This is a genomic window from Campylobacter sp. BCW_6873 (genome assembly GCF_001762365.1).
Taxonomy (GTDB): domain Bacteria; phylum Campylobacterota; class Campylobacteria; order Campylobacterales; family Campylobacteraceae; genus Campylobacter_D; species Campylobacter_D jejuni.
Genome location: NZ_MJWS01000020.1, coordinates 1 through 16,357 on the forward strand (window position 1 = coordinate 1; position 16,357 = coordinate 16,357).

At 30.6% G+C, this 16,357-nt stretch carries 15 protein-coding genes; 1 reads left to right on the forward strand and 14 read right to left on the reverse strand.

Annotation, left to right across the window (positions count from 1 at the left end):
* Positions 1 to 238: 238 nt before the first annotated feature.
* The 14 genes from hypA to AJ932_RS00365 all read right to left on the reverse strand — a co-directional run bounded on the left by hypA (position 239) and on the right by AJ932_RS00365 (position 15,653).
* Positions 239 to 583 (reverse strand): hydrogenase maturation nickel metallochaperone HypA, encoded by a 345-nt coding sequence (gene hypA, locus AJ932_RS00300; RefSeq protein WP_070233280.1) that lies wholly within the window; start codon positions 581 to 583, stop codon positions 239 to 241.
* Positions 583 to 1,557, reverse strand: coding sequence for a hydrogenase expression/formation protein HypE (gene hypE, locus AJ932_RS00305; protein WP_070278503.1), 975 nt, complete (start codon positions 1,555 to 1,557; stop codon positions 583 to 585). The genes hypA and hypE overlap by 1 nt, the downstream gene beginning before the upstream one ends.
* Positions 1,554 to 2,645 (reverse strand): hydrogenase formation protein HypD, encoded by a 1,092-nt coding sequence (hypD, locus tag AJ932_RS00310; RefSeq protein WP_070278501.1) that lies wholly within the window; start codon positions 2,643 to 2,645, stop codon positions 1,554 to 1,556. The genes hypE and hypD overlap by 4 nt, the downstream gene beginning before the upstream one ends.
* Positions 2,629 to 2,910, reverse strand: coding sequence for a HypC/HybG/HupF family hydrogenase formation chaperone (locus AJ932_RS00315; protein WP_002776342.1), 282 nt, complete (start codon positions 2,908 to 2,910; stop codon positions 2,629 to 2,631). Before AJ932_RS00315 ends, hypD begins: the two co-directional genes overlap by 17 nt.
* On the reverse strand, positions 2,910 to 3,650 hold the full coding sequence (gene hypB / locus AJ932_RS00320) for a hydrogenase nickel incorporation protein HypB (RefSeq protein ID WP_070278499.1): 741 nt from the start codon (positions 3,648 to 3,650) through the stop codon (positions 2,910 to 2,912). Before hypB ends, AJ932_RS00315 begins: the two co-directional genes overlap by 1 nt.
* Positions 3,651 to 3,727: 77 nt before the next feature.
* Positions 3,728 to 5,917 (reverse strand): carbamoyltransferase HypF, encoded by a 2,190-nt coding sequence (gene hypF / locus AJ932_RS00325; RefSeq protein WP_070278497.1) that lies wholly within the window; start codon positions 5,915 to 5,917, stop codon positions 3,728 to 3,730.
* Entirely contained in the window at positions 5,898 to 7,418 is a 1,521-nt protein-coding gene (locus AJ932_RS00330) for a hypothetical protein (RefSeq protein ID WP_070278495.1), read from the reverse strand. The genes hypF and AJ932_RS00330 overlap by 20 nt, the downstream gene beginning before the upstream one ends.
* 41 nt (positions 7,419 to 7,459) lie before the next feature.
* Complete coding sequence (locus AJ932_RS00335; protein WP_070278493.1) at positions 7,460 to 8,107, reverse strand: M48 family metallopeptidase; 648 nt, start codon at positions 8,105 to 8,107, stop codon at positions 7,460 to 7,462.
* Complete coding sequence (locus AJ932_RS00340) at positions 8,083 to 9,399, reverse strand: MATE family efflux transporter (protein WP_070278491.1); 1,317 nt, start codon at positions 9,397 to 9,399, stop codon at positions 8,083 to 8,085. The genes AJ932_RS00335 and AJ932_RS00340 overlap by 25 nt, the downstream gene beginning before the upstream one ends.
* 2 nt (positions 9,400 to 9,401) lie before the next feature.
* Entirely contained in the window at positions 9,402 to 11,840 is a 2,439-nt protein-coding gene (locus AJ932_RS00345) for a hypothetical protein (RefSeq protein ID WP_070278489.1), read from the reverse strand.
* A 71-nt stretch (positions 11,841 to 11,911) separates the two neighbouring features.
* Positions 11,912 to 12,652, reverse strand: a complete 741-nt coding sequence (pstB, locus tag AJ932_RS00350) for a phosphate ABC transporter ATP-binding protein PstB (protein ID WP_038853906.1) — start codon at positions 12,650 to 12,652, stop codon at positions 11,912 to 11,914.
* Positions 12,649 to 13,737, reverse strand: a complete 1,089-nt coding sequence (gene pstA / locus AJ932_RS00355) for a phosphate ABC transporter permease PstA (RefSeq protein ID WP_044780021.1) — start codon at positions 13,735 to 13,737, stop codon at positions 12,649 to 12,651. The genes pstB and pstA overlap by 4 nt, the downstream gene beginning before the upstream one ends.
* Complete coding sequence (gene pstC, locus AJ932_RS00360; protein WP_053872560.1) at positions 13,734 to 14,648, reverse strand: phosphate ABC transporter permease subunit PstC; 915 nt, start codon at positions 14,646 to 14,648, stop codon at positions 13,734 to 13,736. The genes pstA and pstC overlap by 4 nt, the downstream gene beginning before the upstream one ends.
* Positions 14,649 to 14,657: 9 nt before the next feature.
* On the reverse strand, positions 14,658 to 15,653 hold the full coding sequence (locus AJ932_RS00365; RefSeq protein WP_070274095.1) for a substrate-binding domain-containing protein: 996 nt from the start codon (positions 15,651 to 15,653) through the stop codon (positions 14,658 to 14,660).
* A gap of 180 nt (positions 15,654 to 15,833) precedes the next feature.
* Between AJ932_RS00365 and ctf the strand changes: the two genes are divergently transcribed.
* Complete coding sequence (gene ctf / locus AJ932_RS00370) at positions 15,834 to 16,337, forward strand: non-heme ferritin (protein WP_002852256.1); 504 nt, start codon at positions 15,834 to 15,836, stop codon at positions 16,335 to 16,337.
* Positions 16,338 to 16,357: the final 20 nt, after the last annotated feature.

The following is a 16,357-nucleotide window of genomic DNA, read 5'->3' on the forward strand; positions in this document are numbered from 1 at the left end:
TATAATTATAAAATTTCAATTTAAATTTTATTTTATATAAAAAATTGATTTAATGAGAGTAAATTTGTATGAAATGTTGTAAATATTTTTGTGGTATTTGTAAATTATATTTAAAATAAATTTAAAAGTGTATTTTTTTAGTTTTTATATTTTGGATAAAAATTTAAAATTTTTGATTTTGTATTTTTTAGATATTTTATCTATAAATTAGCTATACTTAACCAAGTATCGCAATGTATTATTTCATCACAAGTCGCATAAGATGCAAGTCTTCACCTTTTGTGATTTTATATTCTATACTTTCACATTTGGGACACTTAAAAACATTTTCTTCTAAAATGCTTGTTTGATCGCATTTTAAGCATAAAATTTCAAGCGGAGCAAGTTCTATAAAAAGTTTGGCATTTTTACAAATATTTGAGTTTTCTTTAAAAGTTTCAAAACAACGCTTAAAAAGATCCACTTCTATACCGCTTAAACGTCCGATTTTTACATAAATTTCTTGCACATTGCAAGCCTTATTGTTTAAGGCATTTTCTTCACAAAGTTCGATTAAAGATTCTACTATGCTTAATTCGTGCATTAGCAAATTCTTGGTAAAAGTTCGCCCTTAGGGCTTTCTAAAAAGCGTTTTGCCCCATAAGCGTTTTGTAAGATCACGCGTGCTTTTTTCTCTTCTAAAACTTCTCCTATAATACTCGCATTTACATTGTATTTTTTTAGAATTTCTAAGGCTTTTAACTCATCTTCTTTTTCCACGCAAAGTATGAAAGTGCCTTCATTGGCAAGCTCATAAGCTTCATAACCAAAAAGTTCACAAAGTCCTAAAACCTCATCTTGAACGATGATTTTTTCTTCAAAGATCAAAAGATCATTTCCGCTTTGCTTTGCCCACTCATTTAAAACCGCACTAAGCCCCCCGCGAGTAGCATCTCTCATAGCTACAACCTTTATATCTTTTTCTAAAAGCTCTAAAACCTCTTTATCCAAAGCCTTACAATCGCTTTTAATATCAGCTTCTAACTCATTTCTTTTGATTAAAACACTAGCTCCATGCCTTCCTATATCGCCTGAAAGAAGTATGCTAAGCCCTGCTTTGATATTTTTACTTTCTTTTTTAGAAATAATTTCACCTAAGGCCGTAGTGTTGATATAAATTTCATCTGCCTTACCCTTAGGAACGACTTTAGTATCGCCACAAACTAACATGACTCCGCATTTTTCACATTCTTCTTTAATGCTTTTTAAAATGCGTTCTAGTTTTTCTAGCTCAAAACCTTCTTCTAAGATAAGCCCTAAGCTTAGATATTTTGGCTTAGCACCCACCATCAAAACATCGTTAATAGAACCACAAACACAAAGTTTGCCTATATTAACCTCTTCATCTAAAAAAATCGGACTTAAAACAAAAGAATCCGTGCTTAAAGCCAAATTTCCTAAAATTGCTGCATCATTACTTGCGTTTAAAATTTCATTATCAAAGATCTTAAAAAGCTTAGTTAAAAGCTCATTCATCTCTTCTCCGCCACCTCCGTGGGCTAAGGAAATATTTTTCATACATTCACCTTTGAGTATTTATAATACGCCGCACAAGCACCCTCACCAGAAACCATGCAACTTCCTATAGGACTTCTTGGCGTACAAGCCTTACCAAAAACTTTACAATCATAAGGCTTAGCCAAACCTCTTAAAATTTGTCCGCAAATACAGGCTTTGCTTTCATTTTTACTTTGCACCGCACAATCAAATTTTTTACTTGCATCATAGGCGCTAAATTCTTCTTTTAGCTCCAAACCTCCATCTTTAATAAGTCCTAAGCCACGAAATTCAAAATCACACACTCTAAAGTATTTTTTTACTAAATTTTGCGCTTTAACATTGCCTTCTTTGCTTACGGCTCTTTTGTATTGATTATACACTTTAAAAGTGCCTTCATTGCTTTGTTTTATAATATTTAACACACTCTCTAAAATATCAACTGGCTCAAAACCACTCACTGCTATAGGGGTTTTAAACTTTGCTGCTAAAGGCTCATAAATACCATAACCTGTAATCACACTCACATGAGAAGGGCCTAAAAAAGCATTGATTTTTACATTTTCATCATTCATAATCGCTTCTACAGGTGCTGGAACTGTGATATGATTGATATGAAAAAAGACATTATTTATTTTCTCTTCTATAACCTTTTGAAGAAGTAAAGCACTCATAGGCGTAGTAGTTTCAAAACCTATAGCAAAAAAGATGATATTTTTGTTTAAATTTTGCTTAGCAATTTCTAAAATCTCAAGCGGAGAATAAAGTGCCCTAACATCAGCTCCTTTAGCTCTTAAATCAAGCAGAGAAATTTCACTTCCAGGCACCCTTAAAAGATCTCCTAAAGTACAAAAAATCGTATCTTTCATGGAGGCTAACTTGATAGCTGTATCAATGCGAACTCTTGGCATAACACAAACAGGACATCCTGGTCCATGGATGAAGTTAATTTCTTTTGGCAAAATAGAAGGTAGGGCATATTTCATAATACTATGTGTATGCCCACCGCAAATTTCCATGATATTGATAGGATTTTTAAGTTCTTGTTCTATGAGTTTTTTTAAAGCTAAAATGCTTTCTTTATCTCTAAATTCATCGATGAAATTCATTTAAACCCAAATCTCCTTCATCGCTTTTTATCTCTCCGCTATTCATTTTTTCTACTATTTCTTGATAGGTTTTAATGCTTTCTAGTGCAGCTTCTTTGTCGATTTTTTCCATAGCAACGCCTACATGGATTAAGACATAATCGCCTTGTTTTAAAGGCTCATCAATCAAATCTAAATTAACTTTTCTTTTCACACCTAAAGTTTGCACTAAAGCATTGTTTAACTCATCGATTTCTAAAATTTCAGAAGGTATAGATAAACACATTAAAAAAGCTCCTTTTTAAGTTTAAGCACCTTATACCAAAGCTCCATATTGGTGCCATTTTTTGCATCAAGAGTGATAATATCTGCTCTAGGATTTAATTCTTTAATCAACCTGGTCGCCTCTTTAATATCAAAATCAAAATGATGAGCCAAATCTGCCTTTGTGATTAAAACTATATCAGCCTTTTTGAACATCACAGGGTATTTTTGCGGTTTATCACTTCCTTCGGTTACCGAAAGCAAAACCACATTTAAATGCTCTCCTAAATCATAGCTTGCAGGACAAACTAAATTTCCAACATTTTCTATAAAAAGCAAATCCACATCATCAATCGCTAAATGATGCAAAGCTTCATGCACCATAAAAGCATCCAAATGACAGCTTTGCCCTGTAGTGATTTGATACGCTAAAGCTCCGGCATTTTTTACTCTTAGAGCGTCATTATTGGTTTCTAAATCCCCTTCAATCACAGCGATTTTAAGCTCACTTTTCAAAGCCTTGATCGTACTTTCTAAAAGCGTAGTTTTTCCACTACCTGGAGAACTCATTAAATTGATACAAAGCGTGTTAGCTTCATTAAAATGTGCTCTATTGTGCTTAGCTTCGTCGTCGTTTTTGCTTAAAATTTTAGAAATCACTTCTATGGTTTTGCTTTCTTTTAAGCTTGGATTTTCATGATGGTGATCGTGATGATCGTGTGTATGGGTTGAATTTATAGAACAGCCGCAATCTTTACACATTTTCTTTCCTTTTATATTTTTTGTTTCATTTTAACCTTAAAAGCATTAAAAAATTATGAGTTTTTAGAATATTTGCTTTATTTTTCCAAATTTAAAAAATATACCATCTGCCCTAAAGCTATGGAACTATCATTGCAAGGGTATTTTAAAGGTACAAAAAAATCAAAATTTTTAGCTTTTAAAATTTCAAGTAAGGTTTTGTTTTGAAAAACTCCTCCACTTAAAAGCACTTTTAAATCATAATCTTTGCTAAAATCTATGATAAAATTTGCCAAAGCATTAAACATACCTGTAATTGCCTTAGTTTTTTCATCTTGCAAAGCCCCTAAAATTAAATTTTTAAAATTAACCTGCCCTTTTTCTACAAAAAGCTTATAAGAAAAATCAAGATTTTTATCATAAAAAGCTTCACACATCAAGCCAACTTGAGCCTCATAAGAGCTTTTTTCTAAGTTAAAAACAATACTTCCAAAAGCATCGATAATGCGTCCTAAGGAACTTGTTTGTAAGTTAGAATGTGAATAAATTTTTTTAAGATTTTCAAGTTTAATTTTTGGAATTTTTGCTAAAAACTCCTTAGCCTTATCTTCTAAATCATAATGAAAAATAAGACTTAGAGCTAAATTTTGTATATTTTTAATATCACTATTTATAAGAGTGAAATTTTCAAAATATGCAATTCTTTCATATTCTTTTAAATTTCCTACAAAAACTTCTCCACCCCAAATTTTACCATCTTCGCCATAACCTGTTCCATCACAAATAAAAGCTAAAGCCTTTTCATCTTTTGCAAAATTTTCTTCGTATTCAAAATAAGCCGCACAAAAATGCGCATAATGATGAGAAATTTTAATCCTTTCTTCAAATTCTTTTGCATAGCTAAAATGCGGGTGTTTATCGCACAAAATCGCATCAAATTTCAAATCATAATTTTGTTTAAAAAATTCTAAAAGTTTAAAAAATCTCTCATGCACATCAAGACTTTTCAAATCCCCTATATAAGGAGAAATTAAAAGTTTATTTTCATAAAAAATCACAAATTCATTTTTAAGCTCCGCGCCCAAAGCTAAAAAAGTGCCTTTTTTATTAAAATTTCTTTCCAAATAAAAAGGATTTAAACCCCTTGAAGTACGCAAAAACATAGTTTTGCCATTTACCACTTGAGCTATGCTATCATCACTTGCGTTGATAATTTCTCTATCATAATCCAAATAAAAATCAAAAACTTTATCAAGTTTTTGACACAAATTAAACTCATCTTTAATGATACTTTCTCCGCTTAAATTCGCACTCGTTGCCACAAGACTTCCTTTAAAATACTCAAAAAGCAAAAGATGTAAAGGCGTATAAGCTAGCATAATACCGATTTTATCAACATCAGGTGCGATTAAAGAAAAGGCTTTTTTTGCCTTTAAAATCACAATAGGAGCTAAAACCCCACCAAGCAAAGATTCTTCTTTTTCATCTATAAAGGCAAGTTCTTTAGCACTTTGTAAATCTTTACACATCAAAGCAAAGGGTTTTTTGGGGCGATTTTTTCTAAGTCTTAGAGTTTTTAAAGCTTCTTCATTAAAAGCATCACACATGAGATGAAAACCGCCCATGCCTTTAATGGCTAAAATTTTACCTTCCTTTAAAAACTTCGAACTTTGCATAAAAGCTTCTTGATCTTTGGCTAAAATTTCACCCTTTGAATTTTTAAGAAAAACATTGATTTTACACTTAGGACAACTAATAGGCTGGGCATGAAAACGCCTATTTTTAGGATCTTCGTATTCGCTTTTGCAAAACTCACACATCAATAATTCTTGCATGGAAGTATGGGCTCTATCATAAGGAAGACTTTTTATAATACTAAAGCGTGGCCCACAATGTGTGCAAGTGATAAAAGGATATAAAAAGCGTGGATTTTTTTCATCAAAAAATTCTTTTTTACATTCCTTACAAAGCGCAAAATCACTTAACATAGGTGTGCTTTTTGTGTTCTTTAAAGAAGGAGTGATACTAAAATTTTCATAGTTTGAAATAGAAATTTGCGTGATTATAAGCTTGTCTATTCTTGCTAAAGGTGGGAGATGATTTTTTAAATTCTCTATGAAATTTTCACATTCTTTTTGAGTACAAGCAAGGATGATTTCTACCCCAAAACCATCATTTCTTACCTCTCCAAAAAGCTTTGATTTCAAAGCTAGTTCATAAACTAAAGGGCGAAAACCCACCCCTTGAACTAGACCTGAAATTTTGATCTTATATCCTAAGTGGCACATCGCTTAACTGACAATTTTTAAGATGTTTTAAAGTATTTTTAAGTAAAGATTTATGTTCAAACAAAGAGCCACTTATAAGCGCTAAGTCGCTTTGCTTTTTCTCTCTTAATTCATCATAAGTATCACGTAAGAAATAAGCCAAACTCTCAACCGCTCCATAAGCGATATTAGTACTATCTACACCTGCTAACATAAAACTCATAGTAGATCTTAAAGTTCTTGTATAATCAAAACTTTTATCTTCTTTCAAACGATAATCAATCTTTACTCCACGAGGCATTTTTGACTCATCAGCAATTTTTAAAAGCTCACTAGCACTCTCTTGTAAATTTTTACCCAAATTTAGCACTCTGCCTACCAAGCCAAGCAAGGAATAAAAATTGTTTTGAAGCTCAAAATTTTCATCTAAAAGAGGAAATTCCTTGCTAAAATTTTCTAAAAGCCTTGCACCAATTTCATCTTTTTTAATCTCTTCATAAAGTTCTTTGCTGTGTTTTGGTAAAGAAAGTTTAAGCAAATTAAGCTCTTTGTTAATAAGCAAAATATCTTCATCATCTTTGCTAAGCTCTAAAATAAAAGCTTTTTCTTTATAACGACTTACAAGATAAGAAATTCTTGCCATATTTTTATCTTCTTTAGAAAAAATAAGCTCTCTTGCCTTAGCATTGATAAATTCAAAGCCTTCCAAAACCACCACTTGCTCATCTAAAGCACTGATATAAAAATCTTTTTGGTATTCTTCTATTTTTTTTACGCTTAAAAATTTATATTCATTTTCAAAAAGTTTTAAACCTAAAGCAAAGCAAAACAAATCTCTAGCAAGTCTGATTTTAAAATTATTAAAATCAAGATTGTGATTTTTTCTAAACATGGCATTAAGTCTTAGCTTCATCAAAGGTTTTTCTAAACTTGCAAGAAGTTTTAAATTTTCATTTGAACAAACAAAAACTGAATTTATAGCCTTAATATCACAAGGAAGTAAAAAATCTCCTATAAATTCGTTCTTAAACAAAGAAAATTCATAAATGCCATTTTTATCTTTTAAATAAATCTTTTTTTCTTGACTTAACAAATCAAAGGCAAGATTTAAAAAAGTATTGAAATTTTCTTCATTGATTTTTTCAAATTCTGATAAATTGCTTGAAAATTCACACTCACAAAACACGCCCCATTCGTTTTTGTTTAAAAGTTTTTTTTCTTGATAGGCATTAGAATTTAAATGAGTAATATAAGAAAATTTTGAAAATTCTTTATCTTCTGGCATACAAGGGTTAAAATCCTGTCCCGCTTTTACATCAAATTTTTTCAAAAAAACACTATGACTCATAAAGTTTAAAGAATCACAAAAAGTCTTTAAATTTTCTTCATCTGCATTAATAGAAAAATGATAAATATTTTCTTCTTTACTAAGGGTGTAGTTATAATTTTTCGCATAAAAACGCAATAAATATTCAAAAATATCATTATCCGCATTATAAATAAAATCAAAATCCAAAGTCATATTATGCCTTTTTTGAAAAATAAACTATAAATATAACATTTTTAACTTAAAAATTCTTTCTCTCTTTGTCTAAAATCGCTCATAAAATGCTCCATAAAAGAGTAAAATTCTTTGCTGTGATTAGGGAATTTTAAGTGGCTGATTTCATGCAAAATCACATATTCAATAGCTCTTAAACTCTTTTGAATGAGTTTTAAATTTAAATTAATATAAGCTTTATTATGATTACATGAACCCCAACGCGTTTTCATATTTTTAATGCTTAAATGCGTGTAAAATAAACCTGTTTTTTGACTCCATTTTTTAAGATAAAAAGTAAAAATCTTTTTAGCATTTTCTCTTAAAAATAAATCTAATTTTGCTTTATTTTGACAAAGAATTTTATCTTTATCAAAATAAGTTTTTTTGACATTTTCATCAAAAATAATTTTATATTTTTTAGCTAAAAAGATTAATTCATCATCTTTTAAAACTTTTTTTTCAAATCTTTTTTTTGCCTCATTTATCCAAGAACTTGATTTATCTAAAAACTCATAAACACTTTTAAAAGTGCAAAAATAAGGAATGCTAAGAACAAATTCACCCCTTTCATTGAGTCTTAATCTTAAAGTTTTTATGCGTTTTTTAGAATAAAAATAACACTCATCTTTATAAATAAATGATTTTAAACTAGAGCTTTGCCTTGCCATTTTTTACTTTTCCATCTGTATGAATTTACCATTCCACGCAAAAACTCATCCGCACAAAATCCTATCCAAACCCCTAAAATTCCAAGATTAAAATGAAAACAAAGCACATAACCCACAGGCAAAGATACTCCCATCATAAAAATAAGTCCGCTAAAAAATGGAAACTTGGCATCACCACTTGCACGCAAGGAATTAACCATAACTATATTAAAAGTTCGTGAAATTTCAAGAAAGATTGAAAGAGCAAATAAAGGTATCATTAAATTTTTTAGCTCTTCTTTAAGCCCTAAAATTTGCATAGTAAAATCTTGACAAAGATAATTCAAAAGTGCCACTAAAGCACTCGCTATCACACTAAAATATAAAGCACGCCAAGCATGTTTATAAGCGATATTTATATATCTAGCACCGACTAATTTACCTACTATAATTTCATTAGCTATGCTCGTAGCTTGTCCTATAAGCATGATAAGCATTGAAATTTGAAAATAAATCGTTTGCACACTCAAACTCGTCTCGCCTAAGCTTGCTACAAAAGCAAAAGCTATAGTGTATTGAACTATCCACAAAAGATTTTCTCCTGCTGAAAACCCACCTATATTTAAAACCTTTTTTAAAACTTCTTTTTCAAGTTTTATCATTTCTTTGATTTTAAGATGAATTTTAAGTTTATAAAAAAGTATCACAAGTAAAGCCACTATAGCAACAATACGGGCAAAAATATTACTAAGTCCTACTCCAAAAAGTTCTAATTTTGTATAATGCAAAACATAATAATTTCCACAAATCACCACTATATCCATCAAAAAGCCTATAAGCATCACCCAATAAGCCATATTATAAACCCTTACAATGGCCGCTAAAACAATTCCTATGGCATCAAAAAACAAACAAATTGCAAGCATATGTAAGTAAATTTCACTATCTTTAAGCAATTCTTGTGGGATTTTTAAAAGATAAAGCAAATACTCCCCATGCCATAAAATAAGCGCACCACACACAAAGCCTAAAAGTGCATTTAAGAACAAACTTTGATGAATCACTTTTCTTGCTAAAACATGATCTTTTGCACCAATAGCCTGAGCTATCACCACACTACAACCCACACTTAAAAATGAAAAAATAGTGATAAAAAGATCTAAAATTTGATTTCCAGCCCCCATAGCACCGACAAGAAAATTAGAATAATGAGACACCATAGCAGTATTGATAATCACAGTTAAATACTTAGAAAGCAAATCCCAAAATATAGGAATACTAAGTCTTGTTAAAGAAAGTTGTTTTTTTGCCATGATCATTCTTTTAAAAAGCCGTATTCATAAATTTTTGGCTCTAACTTTTTAGCTAAAATTTTTAAATTTGCATTTAAATCACTCAGTAAAGCTTTATAATGCTCGTCTTTTGCTTGGCTAGGAAGCTTCATCCTGCCTTTTTCATCCCTGCCTTGAAAAAATTCTTTGATATCATAAAGCGAAGCATTGGCTAGATAGTTTTTATCTTCACTATGAGTATGATAATACTTAAAAAGTTCTTTTCCAGCTTTTAAAAGTTTATTTGCTTGGGGGCTAAATTCTATCTTGGCTAACTCATCATCAAAAAGCGAGTTTTCATCTTTTATATTGCCCTTTATAAATTTATACATAAAATCACTCTTAAAAGCTTCTTTTGTGATACCTAGTTCTTTTTCGCTAAAAGGTATAAAATGATTTATCCCCTCTTTTGCACTTATGCGATTTTTACCATGAAAAAGCATAAAAGATAAACAATCACTTTTAAACTCATTATCATTTTTATATAAATCATTAGGATACAAAAATTGATCATTATGATTTATATAAGTATGCTCTATTATATGACGCACTGAGAAATATATAGCTATATTAATGATATTTTCATTGATATCTTGAAAAATTAAATGCACATTTCTTTTTTTATTTAAAATTGCAATATGATTATTTTGTTGAAAATCAGGTGCATCAGCCATTAATACACCTATATTATTGCCATCTTTTTTATTAAATGTTCTAAGCCATTTATTGATACTTTCTTTTTTATCATTATAAAAATACTTCACTCCTAAGAAATTTCCATTTTCATTAAATACATCAAGTTTTATTTTTTTAATTTCTTCTTTTTTACTCATATCCCATATCAAAAATCCTATAGGAAAATTTCCTTTTACATTATCGAAGGTATCAGCAGGCACCATAAAACCTTTTAAAAACTTAGCCTTAAAACTCTCTCTAAATTTTATAAAATTGGTAGAATTTACATATTTTAAAGTCGAAAAACTAGCCATTAAACAATCTTCTATCTCACAATAAATTCTGATAAAAAACTGTGCAAAAAGCTCATTGTTTGCCTTACCTAAAATATCTTTGTATTTTTCACAAATTTTATTTTCTCTTGCTACTTTACTTTTATGATTTCCAGTACCACTAGCAGTTTTTGAATTGCTAGCTTCCGCATAAGGTGGATTGATAAAGATTATTAGTTTTTTGCGTTTGTTTTCATCTTTTAAAATCTCTTGTAAATTTAAAGGTAATTTTGATTTTTGGATGATTTTACCCTTATCATCTACCTCATCAAAAAATTCATCATTTAAAAAGTCAAACTCAAAAATATGATTTTCAAACAAATTCGCACCATTTTTTATACGCTCATGTATCACATCTATATCGGCTTTATCAAGAGTAGAACAAAAGATATTTTTTGCATTGGTAAAATTGGCCAGTAAATTTCCTGTTCCACCCGCTAAATCCCATATATAATACTCCTCTTCATAATTTTCACCAAAAGTTTTAGAAAGATACTCACAAGCCTTATCCACCCAAATTCTAGGAGTAAAAAACGCTCCTTTTCGCTCTCTTATATCTTGATCTACTAATAAATCTCTGCGTTTTATAATATAATCCCAAAATTCTTTTCTTGGAGGACGCTCGTAAATCGCCCAAAATTCATGATGAGCTTTTTGATTATCTTTAAAAGAAGTGCGTTCGTTAATGATAGAGCCTAAATCACTTTTTGTTTTATTAAACTCATAATAATCTTTTTTAAGAATAGCAAATAAATTTTGACTGATGGTTTCATTTTCATTTGAAAGCAAATCAGCCAAATAAAAATCAGCATCTATGATCCCACTTTCTTTAGCCAAATTCCAATCAATACTGATGGTATCTTTAACCATTTTGTTCCATTTGTGATAAATACTTACAAAATTATTTTTATCGATTTTAAATTTGCTTATATTTTCACTCGTAAGATTTTCTTTTATGAAATTTTTTAATTCTTCATCATTTTTTTCATAATAAAAAATTTGTGCTGTATTTAAAATGCTATCTAGTTCTTTTAGAAGTTTTAAAAACTGCTCACTTTTATGATTGCTAGGTGTTACACTAAAGTCTATATCACTTTGATAAAAAATTTCTTGCAAAGAAGAAAAAGGTAAAAAGGCTATCTTTTCAGCGTCAAAAGCACAAAGTAAATTTGGAGTTTGCTCTGTATAAAATTTATACTTTCCTATGGTAAGCACAAGCTGAACAAAAGACTTTTTAAGCTCGCTTTTTCCTTGTTTGGCTTCAGCCCAAAGTAAATTAACTTCGCCTAAAAGTCCTAAATTTTGAGTGATACAAAAATCAATCTTAGTACCTACATAATTAAACTTAGAAAAATACAAATCCTTAATCTTGCTTTTTAAAGGCTCTTCGCTAAGTTTTAAAAGTGTTTCAAACAAAACTATATCCTTATGAAATTCTTTTTTAAGGATATAATTTTAATACAAAGATACTTGTTTTTGTATAAATCTCACCCAAAAGCACCGCTTAAGTAAGCTTTGGTTTTTTCTTGTTTTGGATTTTCAAAAAATTCTTTACTTTCACCAAATTCTATAAGCTCACCTAGGTGAAAAAATGCAGTATAATCAGCCACGCGTTTACCTTGTTGCATATTATGCGTAACCATGATCATAGAAAGATTATGACTTAATTCTTTTAAAAGCTCTTCTATAACACCTGAGCTAATAGGATCAAGTGCGGAAGTTGGCTCATCTAAAAGCAAGAGCTTAGGTTTTATTGCTAAAGCTCTTGCGATACAAAGGCGTTGTTGTTGTCCGCCTGAAAGAGCTAGGGCATTTTGCTTTAGTTTGTCTTTAACTTCTTCAAAAAGCCCTACTTTTTGCAAACAATCCACCACCAAAGCTTCTTCTTCATCTTTATTTTTAATCATACCATGAAGTTTTGGTGCATAAGAGATATTTTCATAAATGCTTTTTACAAAAACATTAGGTTGTTGAAAAACCATGCCTACATTTTTACGCAAGACTACTACATCTTGATTTTTAACATCCTTTCCTTCAATTTCTACTAAACCATCGATTTTTGCAATTTTATCATTCATTCTGTTAAAACAACGCAAAAAAGTGGATTTACCGCATCCTGAAGCACCAATGAGTGCGGTAATTTTGTTTTGTTCTATTTGCATATTGATATCAAATAAAGCTTGTTTTTTTCCATAAAATAAATTTAAATTTGTTGTTTTTGCTATCACTTTAATTTTCCTTGAAAATATTTTCTTAATAATATCGCACTAAGATTTAACACGACTAAAAGTCCTAAAAGCACAATAATACCCGCTGCTGTTCTTTCTAAAAATGCACGCTCTGGCATAGCTGACCATGAGTAAATTTGAGCAGGCAAAACGCTAGTTGGATCAAAAATTGAACTAGCTACATCAGGGATAAATGCTATCATACCGATAATCATCAAAGGTGCAGTCTCGCCTATAGCCCCAGCTAAAGTCAAAATAGAACCTGTTAAAATCATAGGCATAGCCAAAGGCAACATAATACCTTTTACCATTTGAACCTTTGTCATACCTAAGGCATAAGCAGCATTTTTCATGTTAATGTCCACACTTTTTAAAGCCGCTTTGGTTGAAACAATGATAATAGGTAAACTCATGATCGCCAAAGTAAGCCCACCCACTAAAGCACTTGATCGAGGCATTCCAAAAAGATTGATAAACACTCCAAGTCCTAAAAGTCCAAACAAGATACTTGGAATACTTGCAAGGTTGTTAATACACACTTCTATAAAATGTGTAAGGATATTTTGTGGCGCAAATTCTTCTAAATAAATTGCTGCTGCAACGCCTATAGGAACACTCACAACCATACAAACAAGCATAACAAGCAAAGTCCCTACAACTGAAGATAAAATTCCTGAATTTTCAGGAGATTTTGAGTCCCCATTTAAAAAGAAATTGCTATTAAATTTAAGCTCTATATCGCCTTTTTGCACAAGATCATCGACTAAAGTTCTTTGTTTTTCACTAAGGCGATTATATTTTTGCTTCATATATTGATCCACTTCTGAATTTGCCAAAAGCCAAGTTTTTTCAGTGATTTGCCCTGTTCTTATTTTTCTTTGCTCAGCACGAGATAAAAGATCATAAACAGGAGAATTTCTATTAGCCTCTACAAAAATATAAGTTTGCTTAAAAGCTCCAATTCCAAGATAACCCACACTTCCTAAAAAGATACAAAGAAAAATTAAATTAATATAAAGCCCCATTTTACAAAGTCTTTTAAAAGACTTTGAAGCTTTTTGTCTTTTTTTAAAAAGTTTTTTCATAAATTTTTCCTTTTGTGAAAGCGATTAATGAGATAAACGCTAAACATATTGATGATTAAAGTGATGATAAAAAGCACCAAACCTAAAGAAAAAGCACTCAAAGCTAAAGAACTATCAAAAGCTTGATCTCCGCTTAAAGCTTCTACGATTTTTACCGTTACTGTTGTCATATCTTCTAAAAAATTCATCGTTAAATTTGGACGCAAAGAAGCTGCCATTACCACTATCATAGTTTCGCCTAAGGCTCTTGAAAGTCCTAAAAGACAAGCTGCAACTATACCAGGAATAGCCTCAGGTAAAATCACAGCAAAAACCACTTCTTTTTTTGTCATACCTAAAGCATAAGCGCCATTAATCCTTTTCTCGCTTACTGCTTCAATGCAATCTTGAGATAACGAAGCCACTATAGGCACTATCATGATCCCCATGATAAAACCTGCGCCTAAAGCACTTTGAAAACTTGCTTGTATGCCAAATAAAGAAAAAAACCACACTATAAAAGGCGCTACGACTATAGCTGCAAAAAATCCAAAAACAACAGTAGGAATCCCTGCAATGATTTCTAAAATAGGTTTTAAGTAATTTTTAGATTTTTTGCCAGCAAAAACACCTAAATATATAGCACACATAACCCCTAAAGGTAAAGCCGTTAGCATAGCAATCAATGAAATATAAAAAGTTCCCCAAAAAAGCGATAGCGCTCCAAAAACACCTTGTTTGCTCGTGCCATCTGCATTCATAAAAGCTGCATCAGCTGCCCACTGACTTGAGAATAAAAAGGTAGCAACACTTTCTTTTTGAAAGAATTTTAAAGCTTCAATTAAAATTGTAAGCATGATAGCAAAGCTTACTATCACGCTTACAAAAGCACATAAAAAAAGTGCAAATTTGATTATTTTTTCTTTTAGCAAAGTTTTTCCTTAAAAAACTTTTCCAGCTTTTACAAGCTCATCATTTAAAATTTTTCTATCTTCTATATGTTTTTGAGAAGCTTTTAATTTATCATCGCTTAAAGGAACAAGTCCTATTTTTTCAAGTTCTCCGCCACTTTTTGCCAAATCATCACTCATGTAAATTTTTGCAAAATCAAAGGCTTCTTTTGGATTTTTCTTAGCATTGATATAAATAAACAAGCTTCTTGCAAGTTCGTATTTTTCATCTGCAATATTTTCTTCACTTGGTGTAACACCATCGATAGTAGCGACATTGATTTTATCTGAGTTGCTCACTAAAAAGCTATAACCAAAAATTCCAAAAGCATCTTTATCAATAGTAAGTTTTGAAACGATTAGATTATCATTTTCACCGCTTGGGATATAAGCACCATCTTGACGCAAAGTTTTATACTCGCCTTTATACTCAGGAATTTTTTTAGACACATCACTCATAACAAGCTCTTCTATAGTATCTCTTGTTCCTGAACTTGATGGTGGACCATAAACACTAATTTTACGATTTGGTAAATTTTTATTGATTTGATTCCAGTTTGTATAAGGATTTGGTATAAGTTTTCCATTTTGTGGAATTTCTTTTGCCAATGCTAAGAAAAGTTCTTTTTTTGTGATATTTAATGGAGCATTGGTTTTATTTTGAGCTAAAACTATACCATCATAACCTATCATAATCCCTACTATATCAGTTACTCCTGCTTTTTTGCAAGTTTCAAATTCACTTAATTTCATAGGTCTTGAAGCATTAGAAATATCAGTAGTTCCTTCGCAAAATACCTTAAATCCACCCCCTGTTCCCAAGCTCTCTACTATAGGAGTTTTTGTATTTTTAATCGAAGCGTATTCTTCAGCTACAAAAGAAGTAAAAGGATACACAGTCGATGAACCTGCGATTTTTAAATCTGCTGCATTTAAAGCACCACAAAGCGCAAAACTTGCCACACTTAAAGATAGAATTTTTTTCATTTTTTCTCCTTAACTTTAAAAAAAGTAATGGAAGTTTAAAAAAACTTGGAAACATTTTGGAAACATTTTTTATTTTGCATTTTTCTTAAATATAATTTTTAACTATCAAAAAATTTAGCTTGTTTTTAAAAAAATAATATATCATTATAAAACATTTTAAATTTTAATAAGGAGATAAGAATGCTTTCTAAAGAAGTTGTAAAATTACTCAATGAACAAATAAACAAAGAAATGTATGCAGCGAACTTATATCTTAGTATGAGCTCTTGGTGCTATGAAAACAGTCTTGATGGAGCTGGAGCCTTCTTGTTTGCACATGCAAGCGAAGAAAGCGATCATGCCAAAAAGCTTATCACTTATCTTAATGAAACAGATTCTCATGTAGAGCTTCAAGAAGTAAAACAGCCTGAACAAAATTTCAAATCCTTGCTTGATGTTTTTGAAAAAACCTATGAACATGAGCAATTTATCACAAAATCAATCAATACTTTAGTTGAACACATGCTAACACATAAAGACTATTCTACTTTTAATTTCTTACAATGGTATGTAAGCGAACAACACGAAGAAGAAGCACTTTTCCGTGGTATAGTTGACAAGATTAAATTAATCGGAGAACACGGAAATGGACTTTATTTAGCTGATCAATACATCAAAAATATTGCATTAAGCAGAAAAAAATAATCTTTGCCCTACTATGGGCA

Bases quoted from the DNA above. Each gene is read 5' to 3' on its own strand.
- hypF (WP_070278497.1), bottom strand. From the start codon at position 5,917: ATGTGCCACTTAGGATATAAGATCAAAATTTCAGGTCTAGTTCAAGGG.
- hypE (WP_070278503.1), bottom strand. From the start codon at position 1,557: ATGAAAAATATTTCCTTAGCCCACGGAGGTGGCGGAGAAGAGATGAAT.
- AJ932_RS00330 (WP_070278495.1), bottom strand. From the start codon at position 7,418: ATGACTTTGGATTTTGATTTTATTTATAATGCGGATAATGATATTTTT.
- AJ932_RS00365 (WP_070274095.1), bottom strand. From the start codon at position 15,653: ATGAAAAAAATTCTATCTTTAAGTGTGGCAAGTTTTGCGCTTTGTGGT.
- AJ932_RS00315 (WP_002776342.1), bottom strand. From the start codon at position 2,910: ATGTGTTTATCTATACCTTCTGAAATTTTAGAAATCGATGAGTTAAAC.
- hypB (WP_070278499.1), bottom strand. From the start codon at position 3,650: ATGTGTAAAGATTGCGGCTGTTCTATAAATTCAACCCATACACACGAT.
- AJ932_RS00340 (WP_070278491.1), bottom strand. From the start codon at position 9,399: ATGGCAAAAAAACAACTTTCTTTAACAAGACTTAGTATTCCTATATTT.
- AJ932_RS00335 (WP_070278493.1), bottom strand. From the start codon at position 8,107: ATGGCAAGGCAAAGCTCTAGTTTAAAATCATTTATTTATAAAGATGAG.
- hypD (WP_070278501.1), bottom strand. From the start codon at position 2,645: ATGAATTTCATCGATGAATTTAGAGATAAAGAAAGCATTTTAGCTTTA.
- ctf (WP_002852256.1), top strand. From the start codon at position 15,834: ATGCTTTCTAAAGAAGTTGTAAAATTACTCAATGAACAAATAAACAAA.
- pstA (WP_044780021.1), bottom strand. From the start codon at position 13,737: ATGAAAAAACTTTTTAAAAAAAGACAAAAAGCTTCAAAGTCTTTTAAA.
- hypA (WP_070233280.1), bottom strand. From the start codon at position 583: ATGCACGAATTAAGCATAGTAGAATCTTTAATCGAACTTTGTGAAGAA.